Origin of the sequence: Microcoleus sp. F4-D5 (genome assembly GCF_036704885.1) — a bacterium.
GTDB lineage: Bacteria > Cyanobacteriota > Cyanobacteriia > Cyanobacteriales > Microcoleaceae > Microcoleus.
The window spans coordinates 39,477-56,852 of record NZ_JAUBSX010000012.1 but is presented as its reverse complement, the minus strand read 5'-3'; the positions used below and the strand labels follow the sequence as shown (position 1 = coordinate 56,852).

Sequence of the window (17,376 nt, the reverse complement as noted above, 5' to 3'; positions counted from 1 at the left end):
TAGCGCTTCTCATAAAGATGAGGTATTGACTAATTAATTAACAATTCCTCAATCCCCCAATCTCAAATCTCAAATCTCAAATCTCAAATCTAAAAGCGCTCTCTCTCTTTTTGAACTTCGTTTACTTATTCAGCAAACCCTAGTTATAGCGCTTCTCATAAAGATGAGGTATTGACTAATTAATTAACAATTCCTCAATCCCCCAATCTCAAATCTCAAATCTAAAATCTCAAATCTCAAATCTAAACTTGTACCTCATCTATCTGAAAAAGGCTATAAATACAGAAGACCGAGATGATTTAATCAATCGAACTTCGATATGAGATCGCTCCCAATATCCTCAACATCGCGCAACACCCGGAAGGCATACCCGCCTAAGCCAAGTATGAACATACAGAGTCCGCAGCTAGCGTAAAGCAGCGCGATACCTGCCCCTGTCCCAGTCCCGAACAGCCCGCCAAAAACAGGTGCAAGACTGCCTTTTGGCATCATCGCCGGCTCAAAAACACGATCGACCAACGGGCCTGCGATTAAGTAACCAAAAGTTGAAGCAACCAGTAAGCTTACAGAACGAGTGGCAAAAACCCGCCCTTGCACCTCCGGTTTAACTTTAACAAGCCAGATAACGTCAGCAGAACTGCCTAGCAGCGGGAAATTGAGAGACGAACAAAACTGAGCCAAAGTCCAAACTAACGGCGTTACTCCTAGGCCAAACACAGTTTTGCTCAAGCCCGCACCTGCCATACCGAGCAAAAAGCCGTGTATCCGGCGCTTAGGGCCGCCCCAAGCACTCACAGCTAACGCCCCAACAATACCGCCCAAGCCGGCAGCCGAGACGACCATACCCAATATTCTGGCATCGTTACCAGTACGTGCCAAAATCATCGGCGAATGGAGTGTAGCGCTCAAATCGTGAACTAGCCAGAACAGCGATGTTAATACTAACAGCGCCAGCAGACTTGGGTGCGCGGCAATGTAGCGGAAGCCAAAACCGATTTCCTGTTGGATATTTTTGAAACTAAAAGGGGGCGTTTCTGTGAGGGTGGGTTGCGGAATGTGTGCGAGAAGTAACGTGCCGATCGCGATCGCAAAAGTAGCGATATCGACAATTAAAATCCCTCTCAAACCCATTACATAGTAGAGAGTACCGGCCAGTGCCGGCGCCACAATTTTAGAGCTGTAAATTGCTAGAGATCCCATACTACTAGCACGACTGTACTGCAACTCTGGCACTATCATTGATATCGATGCTTTGTAGGCAAGCTCTTGGAGTTGCTGAAAAATACCGTTGACAGCTACAGCCAGATATAAATGCCATACTTGCAGATTGCTCCCTAGATAAAGCAGTAAGATAGTAATAGTTAATATACCAGCCACCGTGTCACCAACTGCCATCAATAATTTACGATTCCAGCGATCTACAATTACCCCCATAAAGGGAGTCGTCAATAATTGTGGCATTTGTGCAAAGAAACCAAATAAGGCTAATGCTGTTGCCTGACCCGTGAGTTCCCATACCCAAATAGTAAAAGCGAAGCCTGTCATGCTAGAGCCAATTAGAGAAACGGTTTGACCGCTCCAGATCAGCAGGAAAGTTCGGAGGCTATTTGAACGAAATTTTTGGAACATTATTTTTTAGTTATATTGAGGCAACTAAATTTGATGCTTGGTAATTGGTAATTAATAAAAAGAGTGTTACATTTATGATGTTTGGTTTCACTTTGTTTCACAGAACTACTATTTATTCGCTATAAAAATAGTAACTGCGAACTGAAATATGACTTACGCAGGTCTAGGCTATAAACTGGGGTTTTTCGTAGATTTTTAGTTGAGAGACTAACAATTTTTCTAATAAACCCGGTTTACTCGCGTAAGTCATGTGAAAATTATACTTTTCACTTTAATCCTCAGAAACTCTTCTCAAAACCAAGGCCATTCTGCGATCGGATAAAATTTTTGAGGTTCAGCTACTGTGGCGGAAATTTGTCGGCTTGCTTCCCGCCGCTGAGCTAATCTCCACTGTCGCCGGCGCCAAAGTGCGAGGCCCGTGAGCGACAGCAATGTCGGCGTCAACCCGATGAAAACGTAGAGAATGCGTGTTGTCAACCCGCCAAAAGCACCGATATGTATCGGGAACCACGAAATTATAATCCGGAATGCCGCATTTGTTGTAAAAGAATTTTCCACCCGCAAAACTTCTCCGCTATACCGATCGAGATAGACGTAGCTGCTACCGTTGGGGTGGATGTCTCCGGCCAGTCTTTTACGCACTAGGAATGTCCCCTGCGGTTCGCGGGGAAAGGTAATGGAAATGCTTTTGCCCGAAGGTAACGCCAAGTCAGCTTTTTGTAAAACAATATCTGCTTCGATTGTCGGCGAATTTGCCACAATAGTTGATGTTAATGGTGGGGGTTTTGGCGTACCGGCGAGCGAGTAAACTGCGCTTTTAAACTGAGTTTCAAAAGTCATGGCTGTGCCGGTGGAGGCGATCGCGATCAGAAATACACAAGATAAAATCCCCCCGACTTTGTGAAGATCGTAGTTAATTAGTTGAGGCAAGGAATGCCACCGGATCGCAAAGCCGGCCACCAGCTTTTTCCAACCAGGCCACAAAATGATTCCAGTTACACTCAGCAGCAGCAACAGCAGTCCGCAGATACCAACAACCGTCTCGCCGGCTTTGCCTCCCAGAAGGCTGATGTGGATCTCATAAATGAAACTCATTAAAGTCCGGCCCCACTCCTGAGAGCCGAGAACAGATCCCGTGTAAGGATCGAGATAGATGGAGGTACGCCCGCCGTTATTTAACAGCATCTGCACTGTATACACGCTATTTAACGTGCGAGGCAGATCCATGAAATTAAGCTGCCAATCGGGATAAGCTGAGCGGACTGTATCAACTACAAACTGTACAGATACTCGATCGCCCTGCGGGACAACTTGGAACATCTGGGGATTGAGGAAAGCGTTGATTTCTTTCCAAAAGATCAGCGAACTGCCAGTTAAGCTGACGATCGCTAGCAGTATTCCCACCGTCACACCTATATAGCGGTGCAAAACTAATGCGATCTGGCGCAATTTCATAAGTACCTCACGGTGCATTATTGATACTTTGAACGGCTCGATCCGGCCCAGAAAACACCTCGCGTTTTGCTAAGTGAGATTCAATTTCTGTGCGCGATCGCCAAACCGGTCGCAAACGTTGACTCGCCAATAGCTGCAACCGATCGCCACCTTGCGGTGAACCAACCATCGTCGAGTTGCCGTAGCTGGTGAGTACCATTGCCCGTACAGGATTGGAAAACTCCACCGCCGCCACGTAACTATCGCCTTCAACAGCTCGAAACCGGCTATCTTGGGTGGGAGCAAAACTGAGTACCCGAAAAATACCCAAGTTGTTAGGCCCTCCACTTGCGGGTAAATCCGCAGCGCCGTCGCGCAACCGAAAAACATCTCCCCAAGGCACGTCCAGCGCTCCATAAGCAGCTTCTACCTTGGTGGCAGCAGCAGCAAGGGCCCCCGCAGCAGCAGCGGGATCTGCCAAACCGTCGGGCGTAGTCATTGGCAAGTCTTCATTCCAAGGAACAGCAAACGAGATCGGGGAACCTATCTCTTGAACCCAAGCAGCAAAAAGTACCGCGCCGCGACTGTCCGCGTCCGCCTTGCGATCCCAGACAGCCAGCACGTCAGCCGCACGGCGGGCTAATTTATTGTCCTGCTGCTGGGTAGCCGCGATCAGATCGTCAAGCAAGCGATCGGCTAATTCCATGTGCGTTGAGTGCTTGTACTCAATCATTTCTGCAAACGAGATTTTTTCATCTGCCATCAGCATCCTGGCAGAACGCTGAGCTCGAAAAGACATTTCTCCGCGAGACGACATATAGGGTGGGTAATCATCGGGATCGATCGCCTGCGGAAATGTGGTTGTCCAAGGTGGATCGTTCGCATTTTGCAACCAGCCGCTGGGGGGATCGATCGCGCGCGGCAAATCTTGATAGGGATGAATTTTCGTCCACAGGGTACTTGACGTGTCGCCAGGGATCTTGCCCTGCCAGTATTTAAAGTCTCCACCGGGCCGCATCGGAACTTGACCGTTGAACAGGTGCATAATGTGTCCGTCTCCATCTGCGTACAGCACCGTGAACATGGGAATCTGCAAAGGTGCGATCGCGGCTTCAAATTGAGTTAAATTGTGCGATCGCGCCATATTCCACCACTGCTCGAGTGCTAAGGGTCGATCGAGGCCAACAACGCGCAGCGCCACAGCCTTACCGTCTTTCTGGGCAACAACCGGCCCGTAAATAGAACTTCGCACCGTCAAGGGTTCCGATCGCCGAGAACCGCCATCCTGCTTGACTTCAACGATTTGTTGTTCTGTTTCAAAGGCTTGGATTTTACCGTCTAAGCGGTAGCCACCATCTGCCAGCGTCAGTTCGTAGGCATCCCAGCCATCATGCCGGTTCACAGTGTGAGTCCAGCCGAGGGAGTCATTGAAAGCAATTGTCAGTACCGGGATGCCAACCAGCGAGGCCCCATAAGCGTTGATGCCCGGTGCTGTTAGCTGTGATTCAAACCAGAGAAATAAGTCTGACCAGGGGAGGTGCGGATTAGCCAGCAGCATCGCGTTGCCAGTGGCAGAATGGGAAGGTGCGATCGCCCAGCCATTAGATCCGAGAAAACTATCATTAATATCGTTTCCGGTTGCACCCGAATTATCTAGAGGACACGGCAGTGCCGCGTCTCTACCCGGATTAATTGTAGGGACGCGGCACTGCCCTATCTTTGCTGTGGGTAATATTAATTCCGATGCTACCGGATTTGACATAACGCCCTTGACTTGCTGAGGATTAACCACAAACGTGAAGTTCAGCACCCGCTGAGTGTGAGCCAGCAAGTCTACCCCATTAATTGGCAGCACGGCTTTAAGTTCATCGTCGATCGCATCGCCATGTGCTTCGGCATAACTATTAATTCCAGCAGCAAAAGCATCGAGATAGCTGCGAAAAGTTGGATTTTGTGCATCGTACCAAGAGCGAGCGCGAATAGGAATTCCCATAGTTCGTACCCACCGATCTGATTCTAAATATTTTTCTCCCCAGTATTCTGCTGCTCTTCCTCTGGCCTGTCCGTAGAGGCGCAAAATCAGGTTGCCGTGACTTTGCATCTGTGCCCAACCAAAGGCGCGGAAAAGGCTTTTGGTATCTTTGGCATAAACATGAGGAATTCCATAAGTGTCCCAGAGGATTTCAGCACGAGTAGGAGCGGCGGCAAAACTATATTGACTTGCGAACAAGACAAGGATGAAACCGAGAATAAACGGTAAAAGTAGGAAAGACCTACTTTTAAAATGAGCTTGTTCAGAGGCCTTAGAAAACATTTTTACTTGGGCAATTACTGAAAGAAATACAAACCATTTTTTGAGAACAGTTGAACGAGACTTAATATGACATTACGACTCCTTTCATTTGTTTTACCAATTGATAACGTAGCGGACATTAAGGCTTCTGCCTCTAGCGGCAAACCTTTCGGAATTATTAAAACCGCCGGCACGTTGAATCCTGACTGGGAAATATTGGGTGTCCAACACGTTCTCAACGCCAATGTTTAGCGTTCCCGGCCCAACCTGGATGCTGCTAATGTAATCCACCACCAAATAGTTGTCTATATCTTGGAGATCAACTTTTTTATCAAAAGCCCGATCGCGATTTCCGATATATACCAGTTGCAGTCGGTTGCGCCAGCCTGGGGTAGTTTGGTGTTGAATATAACTCGTCAGCTTCAGCGGTGAGATAATGCTGCTATTGAGAGGCAAATAGTCTCCATCTCCGTCAACATCATCTTCACCTTCTTGCCAAGTTGCAGTACCGCCGAGTTGCCATCCCCCTCCCGGCTGCCAGTCAAGAGTTCCCTCAACACCGTATATCCGTTGCGGCGCGCGGTTAATTCCGATTGGAAAACCGCGATTGTCTAAGAGGAAACTTTCACCCAATTTGGAGGTATTGTAAAAACCAGAAATAGACGCTTGCACTTGCTGCCAGTTGCCGCGAACCCCGATTTCGTAGTTGTCAACTCTTACCGCTTCTAACTGTTTAAAATCGCCCGCAATCGAAAATCCGGCTGGCGGACGGCGCAGGAGATTGCCAAAATCTGGTATGCTAAAACCTTGAGCAAAGTTACCAAACACATTAAATGTGTCTGTGATTTTATAGACAGCACCGACATTAAAGACGGTGCTGTTAAAGTCCAAATCTCCACCTTCAATATCTGCATTGGCTGGGAAGGTAGTGTAGTCGTCAACACTGAAGCCGATGCGCTGGTGGCGCAATCCGCCGCTGACTAAAAAGTTATCGCTAATCTCCCATTGCAACTGAGCAAACAAACCTAGCTGGCTGAGGTCATAACGCGGAACCTCGACGCGTTCGTCAATTTTACGGTAAACTCGACCGCCGCTTTCATCGTAAGCCACAGGATCGAAAATATCTTGCACAATGGTGTTGTATTCGTTGTTGTAATCAACTCCCCACAGTAAATTAGCTGCAGTAAATACAGGAGTCTCAATCTGCAAGCGACCGCCCCAATTTTGATGTTCTACCTGTCCAAAAGCAATATTTTTGAAAAAAGCATCTCGAAAATCGGTAGGAAAAAAGTTTAGAGAGTTGGATCGATAGTAAGCTTGAGCCTGAAGCTGGCTGCCAAAAATCCGATCGTGAGTGTAGGTCAAGTTAAAGAGAGTATTTATATCTCTTGGGGGGTTAGAGTCAATAATTTCCAGTTCTCCTACTTTCAAAGCTCGGGCTTTTTCTGTTCCGGCCGGGCGGGTATTGACGCTCAAATCGTTGATATACTCGTTATCGACTTGGCTAGAACGGTAGTGATTGAATGTTAGTTGCAAGCGCTGTTGAGAATCTAGGTTTACTCCTGCCTTAGCTAATACATTGAAGGTAACGCTTTGATCTAAGGGGCGATTGTTAAAAATGCGATCGCCTTCAGCATCATAAAAAGTGCCGGTGCTTTCTCGCGAGAAGGAAAAGGCGTAGTTGTAAGCGCCCTCTGTACCCGATATGGAATGCGCGATGTAGTTGCCAAAACTGCCGCTTTCTAGGAAGCGTCGGTTGCCGGCGGCAGCAGTCAGACCTACTTCTGACTGTTGATCCAGCCGATTTTCGCTCGGCCTGCGGGTAATGATGTTGATCGTCCCGCCTGTGGCCTGACTTCCGTAGATAGCGTTGGGGCCGCGAACAACCTCAATTCGCTCGATCGCATCGGGAGCAATGGTTTGCAGCGCACGACCTTGAGTATTTGGGCTCAGGGGTACGCCGTCAACTAAGAAAGAAATATTGCGACCGCGCAAGTTTTGCCCTCCTTGAGCTCGAGATTGACTCGAAGCTCCTAAGCCTGGAACCTCCCGACCGATAATATCTTGCAAGTTCCGCGACAAGGAATTTTGTTGAGCGAGCTCCGAACGGGTAATTACTGTCACCGACCGCGGTATATTTTGTATAACTTCTGCGGTGCGCGTGGCGGTAACGACGATTTCAAGTTGGTCAGTATTTTCAGGAGTTACGCCCAGAACTAAACCGCTATCGCTTTTTACTACTTGCGCGGGCGGTGCTGCTGTCTGTCCGGTAACGGTGACTCGGATGCGCGAACCTTCAAGCTGAGTTACTGTCACCTCAGCAATTCCTCGATCGGGATTTTGAGCGCGAAATTCCTCACCCGACGGTAAAGCTAGTTGAGCATTTTCGATGTCGGCGATCGCACTTTTGCCTTCTGTTCTGGTAATAGCTTGCAGCAATTGACCCGCTTCAGTTTCTAAGATGACTTCCAAACCAGCCCCAGTAGGGTTTAGCCTTACACCTGTTACTTGTACGACTGATTGAGAGATTTGCACAGCATCAGAAACAATAAAACTTGACGGCGATTGCTGAAGTAATCCCTCAACACTGGTGCTAGGACGATCGATGTCGTTGAGTTTTGGTATGTCTGCGATTGGTTCAATATCAGGATTGCGAGAAGCGCGATCGCTATTAGATATCTCCAATAAACCTTGTGGATCGGGCATCCTGCCTGCTTTTGAATAGCTTGTTTGGATATTTTTATTGTCTTCTGAAGCAACTGTCAAGTCTGAATTGAGTTTTTGGGATCGGTTTTCTGTATTGTGCTTGACTTCTAACTCCTCGCTTTGGGATGAGGGCTTTTCTGCGATCGGTTTTTGGGACGGGATGGCAGAAGCCATCGCCCACCATTGAGTGCGATCGTCCGCTGTTGAGGGATTTACCGAACTCGGATCGGGAGCGATCGCGGGCGCAGCTTCAGCAGAGTCGGAGTTAGCGCTGTCAGAGAAACTTCTTGGCCCTGCCGCTGCTACTGGCATGATACCGACGCTCAGCAGTGCAACACATAAAAAAGGTACACGCAGTTTCATTTTCATTCACACCACACACTTAAAAACTTGAGCTGCTACACCATCTGTAAGAGTGAATGCACCGATGGAGATGCACTCCCGACTTGTACTCTGCTGAAAATCTACCCAAGCAAACACGAAAACTAAGCCTGTCAGTAACAGGCGCAGCTATCTGTGGTCGCAGTTTGAATCCAGTTTCTTGACACGAGCGGCGGTGCACTCGGATCGCGGTCAACAACCCAGCGATTTATCACTAATCATTTGCAGTAGCCTCATCAAAATAAAATAAGGGTGCTGCTAATGTCAAGCAATAAATTAAATTTGTTTATTGCTAATTTTTATCAAGTTTTATCAAGCTGCACGCTGGCCTGTGCTGGCGATTTTGGGCGCACTGCCGTCTGCGTGCCTGACCCCAAGCTGCGAATAACCTAAAATTGGCCGATTGACTGCATGGTTCCGCTTTGGGTACTGTCAGGTAACTTATGACTGTTGAGGGATTACTTTAAAAATAATTATCAATTACTACTTGCAAAATGGATATTTTAGACTTACAGTGTGGAAGCTAATCAAGAACTAATGTCAATAAGTTCGAGCAGTAGCTAAAGAATAACCTTTTGAGAGAAGATCGCGGTCATCGGCTTTGCGATCGCAAAACTCAAGATTTTCGGGTTGCAAGGGGTGCAAAAAGTAGAATGGATCAACTTTTCAAGGACTTTCGAGAAATCTCCAGTAACAGTTCGACAGGTGTAGACTTGTTGCGCTACAGGTGTCTGCACCAGCCTGACCAACTAGCTTTTACCTTTCTAGAAGACGGAGAAACAGAAAGCGATCGCCTGACTTACAGCGAATTAGATCGCCGCAGCCGAGCGATCGCAGCTCAACTTCAGGCTTTAGGTGCCAGCGGCGAACGCGCCTTATTGCTTTATCCGCCAGGACTAGAGTATATTGCGGCGTTTTTCGGATGCTTGTACGCTGGGGCGATCGCAGTCCCGGCTTACCCGCCACGCAATCAGCGCCACGCAGCCCGACTTCAAACGGCCGTATCAGTTGCAACCGATTCCCAAGCCGCGATCGCCCTCACCACAAAAGCAATTTTGCCCCAAGTGCAATCCTTGCTGGCAGACAAAATCGGAACTATACACTGGCTCACTACCGATACAATCCCCCCCGGAATCGAAGACGCTTGGCAAAAACCCTCAATTAACGCAGAAACCTTAGCATTTCTGCAATATACATCGGGTTCCACAGGCACACCCAAAGGCGCAATGCTCAGCCACCGCAACTTGCTGCACAACGCCGGCATGACCCAACGCCTGATGGGACATTCCCACACCAGCAAATTTGTTTCCTGGCTGCCGATTTACCACGACATGGGACTGATTGGCGGCGTACTGCAACCCATGTACGGCGGCTTTCCTTGTATCATGATGCCCCCCGCATCTTTTTTACAAAGTCCCTACCGCTGGCTGAAAGCTATTTCTCGCTACCAAGCCACTACCAGCGGCGGCCCTAACTTTGCTTACGAATTTTGCGTTCAGAAAATCACCCAGCAGCAGCGAGAAACCCTCGATTTAAGCAGTTGGAACGTTGCATTTAACGGGGCTGAACCGATTCGGCGCGATACCTTAGAGCGCTTTGCCGCAGCCTTTGCACCCTGCGGCTTCCGCTGGGAGGCATTTTATCCCTGTTACGGGATGGCAGAAGCAGCTTTGATGATTTCTGGGGGCCTGCACGCAGCACCGCCGGTCATCCAAACATTTCAGGGAGAAGCACTTGAGAGCGATCGCGCGATCGCCGCGAGTACACAAAGTGAGAACGATCGCACATTAGTAGGTTGCGGTCAAACTTTGCCAGACCAAAAAATTGCGATCGCGAACCCTGAAACCTTAACCCGCTGTCAACCCGACGAAGTTGGCGAAATTTGGGTATCAGGACCGAGTGTGGGTGTCGGTTACTGGAATCGCCCCGAGGAAACAGAACGGACATTTCGCGCCTATCTGTCAGACACAGGTGAAGGGCCGTTTTTGCGAACAGGCGACTTAGGCTTCTTGCAAGATGGAGAAGTCTTTATCGCGGGTAGGGCTAAGGATTTAATTATCATTAGAGGTCGAAATCTTTACCCTCAAGACATTGAACTAACGGCAGAACGCAGCCATCCGGCACTGAGATCCGGTGGCGGTGCAGCATTTTCGGTGGATGTAGGGGATGAGGAACAGTTAGTAGTCGTTCAAGAGGTGGAATTTCGGCAGAAACCGAATGTGGAGGAAGTCACCGCAGCCATCAGAAGTGCGATCGCCCAAATCCACGGTATCCAAGTTTATGCTGTCGTGACGATCGCCGCCGGCAGCATTCCCAAAACTTCCAGCGGTAAGATTCAGCGCCGCGCTTGCCGTGCAGATTTTCTCTCAGGCAACCTGAAAGTTATTGGCAGCAGCATTTTAGAGGATTGTCAGGCAGTTGAAAACGAGGTGCGTCTAACTCGCGAACAGGCGATCGCCACACCGCCGGCTGACAGAGTACCGCTGCTAACATCTTACCTCCAGCAGCAGATCGCTCAGGTGCTGAGAGTTCCCCGATCGCAGGTAAATCCGCAGCAGTCGGCGATCGCACTAGGACTCGATTCCTTAAAAGTCTTTGAATTACAAAACCGAATTGAAACCGATCTCGCTACAACAGTGTCTGCAGCCGAACTCTTCGAGAGTTCCAGCCTGTCTGGCTTAGCAGCGCTATTGTGCGATCGCCTCGCCACCGCTACCCCTAGCGTGCCGCCGCTGCTGCCTGCACCCAAACAAGCAGAATTGCCCCTATCCTTTGCCCAGCAAAGGCTGTGGTTTCTCAATAGCTTGCAGCCTGGAAACCCCTTTTACAATATTGCTGTCGCTGTCAAGCTCAAAGGGCCGCTGAATGTAACTGCACTCGATCGAAGCTTTAACGAAATCTTGCAGCGACAGGCCGCTTTGCGAACAACCTTTACCGCTGTGTCGGGTCAACCGGTGCAAGCGATCGCCCCAACTTTAACTTTAGCGCTGCCAGTCATAGATTTGCGATCGTTCCCAGAAACCAGCCGGGAAGCGGAAGCGCAACGCCTTGCCATTCAAGAAGCTCAGCAACCTTTCGACTTGACAGCAGGGCCGCTGCTGCGAGTCACGCTGCTACAGCTAGCCGAAGCTGAATACACCATGCTGCTGACAGTACACCACATTGTCGCTGATGGCTGGTCTATGGGAGTCTTCATTCAAGAACTGACAGCACTGTACAGCGCCTTTTCCAGCGGTCAGCCTTCCCCGTTAACCCCTCTGCCGGTTCAGTATGCTGACTTTGGGATCTGGCAGCGCCAATGGTTGCAGGCAGAAGTGCTAGAGTCTCAACTCGCGTACTGGAAACAAGAATTAAGCAACCTGCCCGTACTGCAACTGCCTACAGACAACGCGATCCCAGCTATTCAGACGTTCCGAGGTTTGCGGCTGCCGTTCTCGCTGTCGAAAGCTTTAACGGATGCGCTGAAAGTGCGATCGCAGCAGCAGGAAGTATCGCTGTTTATGACACTGCTGGCAAGTTTTACAACTTTGCTGAACTGGTACAGCGCTCAAGACGACATTACTGTAGGCACGGATATTGCTAACCGCAACCAAGCGGAGACTCGGCAACTGATTGGATTTTTTGTCAACCAATTGGTATTGCGGACTAATTTATCTGGGAATCCCACATTTGATGAGTTACTGCACCGCGTGCGCGATCGCACCTTGGCAGCCTACGCGCATCAGGATCTGCCTTTCGACAAGTTGGTGGAGGTTTTGAACCCGGAACGGACTTTAAGCCGTACACCTTTGTTTCAGGTCAAGCTGGTGCTGCAAGCACCGCTGCCGCCTTTGGCGCTTTCGGGTGTGAGTGCGACCGTCTGCGAGGTGGACAGCCAAACCGCCAAGTATGACTTGCTGCTAAATCTGACGGACAGCGAGATCGGTTTGACTGGGTGGATGGAGTACAGCACGGATTTGTTCGCAACTGCTAGCATCGCGCGGATGCTGTCGCTTTTTGAAACGCTTTTGAATGCGATCGCGGTTCAATCTGAGGTGAAGCTGAGCGTTCTCAAAGAAATGCTAAATACTGCTGACAAAGAGTGGCAAATTGCTAAAGAACAAGAACTTAAAGAAGCTCGCCTTCTCAAGTTTAAAAATGTTAAACGCAAAGCAATTGAACAATTAGCACGATGAAAACTTTTGCATCAGATAAATTGAAGAGTCAACTGCCCCCGCTGCGATCGCGCCGAACTATTAGCGCGTCTTCAGAAGAGTTGGTTGAGGCTAAGTTTCTTAAGTCAGACCAATTTCTACCTCTAGTCATCAGCCCCACTTTAGAGGAAGTAAATCTTGTAGGTTGGGCGGCGCAAAATCGGGATTTTATAGCAACAGAGTTAGGGAAATGGGGAGGTCTACTTTTTCGGAATTTTCAAGTCAGCGATCCAGCCCAGTTTGAGCAATTTATAGCGGCTGTTTCCGGGGAATTGTTGGAGTATCGAGAACGTTCCTCGCCGCGCAGTCGCGTCAAGGGCAATATTTATACTTCCACTGATTATCCGGCGGAGCAAAGTATTTTCCTGCACAATGAGAATTCCTACCAACACGCATGGCCGATGAAAATTTTCTTTTTTTGCCTGAAAAGTGCGGCGGCAGGAGGAGAAACGCCACTGGCTGATGTCAGAAAAGTATTGCAGCGCATTGACCCTAAAATTCGCGATATCTTCGCGCAAAAACAGGTGATGTATGTCCGCAATTTTGGCAGCGGTTTGGGGCTGCACTGGCATGATGTTTTTCAAACAACTGATAAATTAAAGGTAGAAGAGTATTGTCAAAATCGCGACATAGAGGTAGAATGGAAAAATGGCAATTGCTTGAGGACTAGACAAGTTCGCCACGCTATTCTCAAGCACCCTAAAACGGGTGAAAAAGTTTGGTTTAACCACGCTGCTTTTTTTCACATATCGACTTTAGATCCGGCGCTCCGCGATTCTTTGCTGGCAGAGTTTAAAGAATCCGATCTTCCTAACAATACTTATTACGGAGATGGTACTCCGATCGAGCTTTCTGTTTTAGATGAAGTGCGCGAAGCATATCGGCAGGAAACTGTAACTTTTCCCTGGCAGGAAGGGGATATTTTAATGCTGGATAATATGTTAGTAGCTCACGGGCGATCGCCTTTTGTTGGTTCTCGCAAAATTGCGGTAGGAATGTCTGAAACTTACAGCGATAGTCCGACAGTCCGACAGGGGTTGAAACCCCTGCCTCATAGCTGGCATTCGGTTAAAACCGACTAAAAGATAGCTATACCCTTTGTCTTTCGGCGGTTAAAACCGCAACTACACAAACAAAGTCAGCCTACGCTGACTAAAGAATAATATCAGGTTCGGTTCAATAGATATAATTCCTGTAGGGGCGGGTTCACTAATAATAATTGCCGAAAACAGACAATCTCATAAACCCGCCCGGCAGGTTCTTATAAGCAATTAATCGCACTTGATATAAAGGGGGTATTGAAGCCGGATTTAGTAAGTAGAAAATTCAAGGTTCAGCGTACATAACTATTGATTGACATACTTAGATACAGAGGTAGAGATATGCAAAAAGAAATTATTACAGGGTTTCGACTTTCACCGCAACAAAAACATCTGTGGTTGTTGCAAAAAGTTGAGTCTAAGTTGCCTTATCGCGCTCAGTGCGCTGTAGAAATTCACGGAAATCTTAACAGAGAAATTTTCGAGGCAGCTTTGGAGAATGTGTGGCACAGCCATGAGATATTGCGGACTACTTTTCGCTGCTTGCCGGGAATGGATCTTCCTTTGCAAGTAATAAGCGATCGCACCATTCCATCAATTTCTCAATATTCCTTGAGCGAGCTAAGTCCGCCAGCACAAGAGGCTAAAATTGAGGAGATTTTTGAGGAAATAGCTCAACAGCCTTTTGATGAGTCAGGGCAGCTATTGCAGGTAGTTTTAATTGAGCTTGCTTTTGAAAAATACCAGCTAATTGTTAGTTTGTCTGCTCTCGGGGCGGATACATTAACGCTAGATAACTTGGTGCGTAAAATTAGCGAAGCTTACGCAGCTATTGGGCAGAATAATAGCCTGTGGGAGGCAGAGATTCAATATGCTGATATCTCGGAAATTTTTAATGATTTAATTGAGTCTGAGGATACAAAAGCTGGAAAAGATTATTGGCATAAATTTGAGATTTCTGACTTGTTTGTGTGCCAGCTAGCAGGGGAAAAAGAGTTAGAGAGAAACAGCGGATTTACGCCCAAAAAACTCGCGGTTAAAATTCCGCAAGACTTGGCGACAAAAATTGAAGCTATCGCTCAAAACTCTGACACTTCTGTCCCTACATTCTTACTAACTTGCTGGCAAATTCTCCTCAGCCGGCTGACAGGACAATCAAACGCGATCGTCGGCACTTATTGCGACGGTCGAACCTATGAAGGATTAGAGTCATCCTTGGGTCTGTTCGCCAAATATTTACCCCTAGCTTGCCAGCAGTCAGATAGCTTAGAATTTAGCGAATTTTTACAGCAGGTTAGCGAATTAATTGGCAATAATTATGAATGGCAGGAGTATTTTACGCCGGAACAAATTACAGCCGCAACTGGCAAGGGCGCGGCTGACTCTTTCATTCCGTTTTGTTTCGAGATTGAGCCACCGCTGCCCAAGTATTCGGCTGGTGGTTTATCCTGGTCAATTGCTAAGCGTTCCGCCTATATTAGTAGATTCAAAGTAAAACTTTCTTGCCTTTTTCAAGATGATGCTTTGATTTGCGAGTTTCACTATGATGCTAACTTATTCCAAGTAGCAGATATCGGCAACTTGGCGGAGCAATTTCAAACTTTGTTAGCAAGCGCTGCCAATAATCCGAAAGCGGCAATTAGCGAGTTAGCGATTTTGAGCGATCGCGATCGCCAACAACTGTTATTTGAGTTCAACAGTACAAACACTGCGGGCGCGATCGATAAATGCGTTCACCAGTTATTTGAAGAACAAGTAAAACGGACACCCGATCGCACCGCCGCTGTGTTTGAAAGCCAGCAGCTAACTTACGCTGAACTCAACGCGCAGGCAAATCAACTCGCCCGTTACCTTCAGCAACAGGGAGTAGGCCCAGAAGTGCTGGTGGGGATTTGCGTAGCGCGATCACTTTCAATGCTTGTCGGAGTTTTGGGCATTCTCAAAGCCGGCGGCGCTTACGTTCCCATTGATTCAACCGTACCGCGCGATCGCCAAGCCTTCATTCTCGCAGACTCTCAGGTGCCGATACTGTTGACTCAGCAGCACTTAGCCGCCGACTTGCCAACCAGCGGAATTCAAGTAATTTGCCTGGATGCGGATTGGGAAATCATCGCCTCTGAACCGGCAGAAAATCCAACCTGCGAAGCTAATTCTCACAATCTGGCATACGCCATCTATACTTCCGGTTCAACTGGAAAGCCCAAGGGAACGTTGATTCTGCACCGAGGACTCACAAATTATCTCACTTGGTGTACGCAAGCCTATGCAGTCGAGGCAGGAACGGGAACGCTAGTTCACTCGCCGCTGGGATTTGACCTAACTGTGACCAGCTTGTTTTCACCCTTGCTGGTGGGGAGTCTAGTAGAACTGCTACCGGAAAACCAAGGCATAGAGACGCTTTGCACTGCCTTGCGCCGCAGTTCTAACTTGAGTTTAGTCAAAATTACCCCCGCGCACTTGGAGTTACTGGCGCAGCAAATACCGCCCGAAGCCGCCGCCGGTTTGACTCGCGCTTTCATTATCGGTGGCGAAAATCTGCTGGCTAGCAGCGTCGCTTTTTGGCAGAAAAATGCCCCCGATACCTTGCTGGTGAACGAATACGGGCCAACGGAAACGGTAGTTGGCTGCTGCGTTTATCGGGTTCCAAGGGGCGAACGGTTGTCAGGGTCAATTCCGATCGGTCGCGCGATCGCGAATACTCAGCTTTACGTGCTCGATCGGCACTTGCAACCAGTACCCATCGGTGTCGCCGGCGAACTGCATATCGGCGGTTTAGGAGTGGCAAGAGGCTATCTGAACAGACCGGATCTCAATGCTGAAAAGTTTATCGCGAATCCGTTCAGCGACGAGCCTGGAAGCCGACTGTACAAAACGGGCGATCGCGCGCGCTATCGGCCGGATGGGACTCTGGAATTCCTCGGCCGCCTAGACGATCAGGTGAAAATTCGCGGCTACCGGATCGAACTCGGGGAAATTGAAGCGGTTCTCCTAGAGCACTCAGGGGTGCAGGAGGCTGTGGTTTTGGTTCAAGAAGATGGTAGCGATCGCCGTTTAGTTGCGTACATCGTTTTAAACCAGGAGTCACCGGCTGCGATCGGCGAACTAAGTGAATTTTTGAAAGAAAAATTGCCGGAATACATGATGCCGTCAGTTTTCCTGACAGTCCCCCTGCTACCGCTGACTGCTAACGGTAAGGTCGATCGGCGATCGCTTTTAGCAATGGAAGCCGTCTCGCTGCGATCGGAAGTTGCGCCGGTTTTGCCTAGTAACTCTGTCGAAAGCGCGATCGCCAATGTTTGGCAAGAGGTGCTGCAATTAGAAAGGATAAGCATTCACGACAACTTCTTCGATATTGGCGGTCATTCATTACTGCTTGCCCAAGTTCACAGTCAACTCAAAGAAATTTTGCAGGCAGATTTATCACTGATTGAACTGTTGGAATATCCAACAATCTACTCCCTAGCAAAACATTTAACTCAGCAGCAAGAACCAGAACTTGAATTTCAGTCTGTTCGCGATCGAGTTGACAAGCAAAAATCGGTTGCCAATCGGCAAAAACAACTCCGAATGCAGAGGTGACGCAAAGAAACCGGGTTTCTTAGAAAATTCCCTAACTCTCAACTAGATATCTACAAACAAACCCGGTTTCTGCTCAAAAGTACCTCAGTCCTCTCAATCAATCCCTCTTCCTGCTTCCTTC

The 17,376-nt window shown here is 48.4% G+C and carries 7 protein-coding genes; 3 read left to right on the top strand and 4 right to left on the bottom strand.

Going from position 1 to position 17,376, the window contains the following annotated elements; translation table 11 throughout:
• Positions 1–303 precede the first annotated feature (303 nt).
• The 4 genes from QUA80_RS08345 to QUA80_RS08330 all read right to left on the bottom strand — a co-directional run bounded on the left by QUA80_RS08345 (position 304) and on the right by QUA80_RS08330 (position 8,425).
• Positions 304–1,629 carry an MFS transporter gene (locus tag QUA80_RS08345; protein ID WP_333423144.1) on the bottom strand — a complete coding sequence of 442 codons (1,326 nt, stop codon included), beginning with the start codon at positions 1,627–1,629 and terminating at the stop codon, positions 304–306.
• Positions 1,630–1,920: 291 nt separating this feature from the next.
• A complete protein-coding gene (locus QUA80_RS08340) occupies positions 1,921–3,084 on the bottom strand; it encodes a PepSY-associated TM helix domain-containing protein (protein ID WP_333423142.1) in 1,164 nt (387 codons plus the stop codon).
• Positions 3,085–3,091: 7 nt separating this feature from the next.
• Positions 3,092–5,377 carry an acylase gene (locus QUA80_RS08335; RefSeq protein ID WP_333423140.1) on the bottom strand — a complete coding sequence of 762 codons (2,286 nt, stop codon included), beginning with the start codon at positions 5,375–5,377 and terminating at the stop codon, positions 3,092–3,094.
• Positions 5,378–5,470: 93 nt separating this feature from the next.
• On the bottom strand, positions 5,471–8,425 hold the full coding sequence (locus QUA80_RS08330; protein ID WP_333423138.1) for a TonB-dependent receptor domain-containing protein: 2,955 nt from the start codon (positions 8,423–8,425) through the stop codon (positions 5,471–5,473).
• 671 nt (positions 8,426–9,096) lie between these two features.
• Between QUA80_RS08330 and QUA80_RS08325 the strand changes: the two genes are divergently transcribed.
• From QUA80_RS08325 to QUA80_RS08315, 3 genes are all read left to right on the top strand, one after another.
• Positions 9,097–12,618 (top strand): condensation domain-containing protein, encoded by a 3,522-nt coding sequence (locus tag QUA80_RS08325; RefSeq protein ID WP_333423136.1) that lies wholly within the window; start codon positions 9,097–9,099, stop codon positions 12,616–12,618.
• Positions 12,615–13,718 carry a TauD/TfdA family dioxygenase gene (locus tag QUA80_RS08320; RefSeq protein WP_333423134.1) on the top strand — a complete coding sequence of 368 codons (1,104 nt, stop codon included), beginning with the start codon at positions 12,615–12,617 and terminating at the stop codon, positions 13,716–13,718. Before QUA80_RS08325 ends, QUA80_RS08320 begins: the two co-directional genes overlap by 4 nt.
• A gap of 300 nt (positions 13,719–14,018) precedes the next feature.
• A complete protein-coding gene (locus QUA80_RS08315) occupies positions 14,019–17,255 on the top strand; it encodes an amino acid adenylation domain-containing protein (RefSeq protein WP_333423132.1) in 3,237 nt (1,078 codons plus the stop codon).
• Positions 17,256–17,376: the final 121 nt, after the last annotated feature.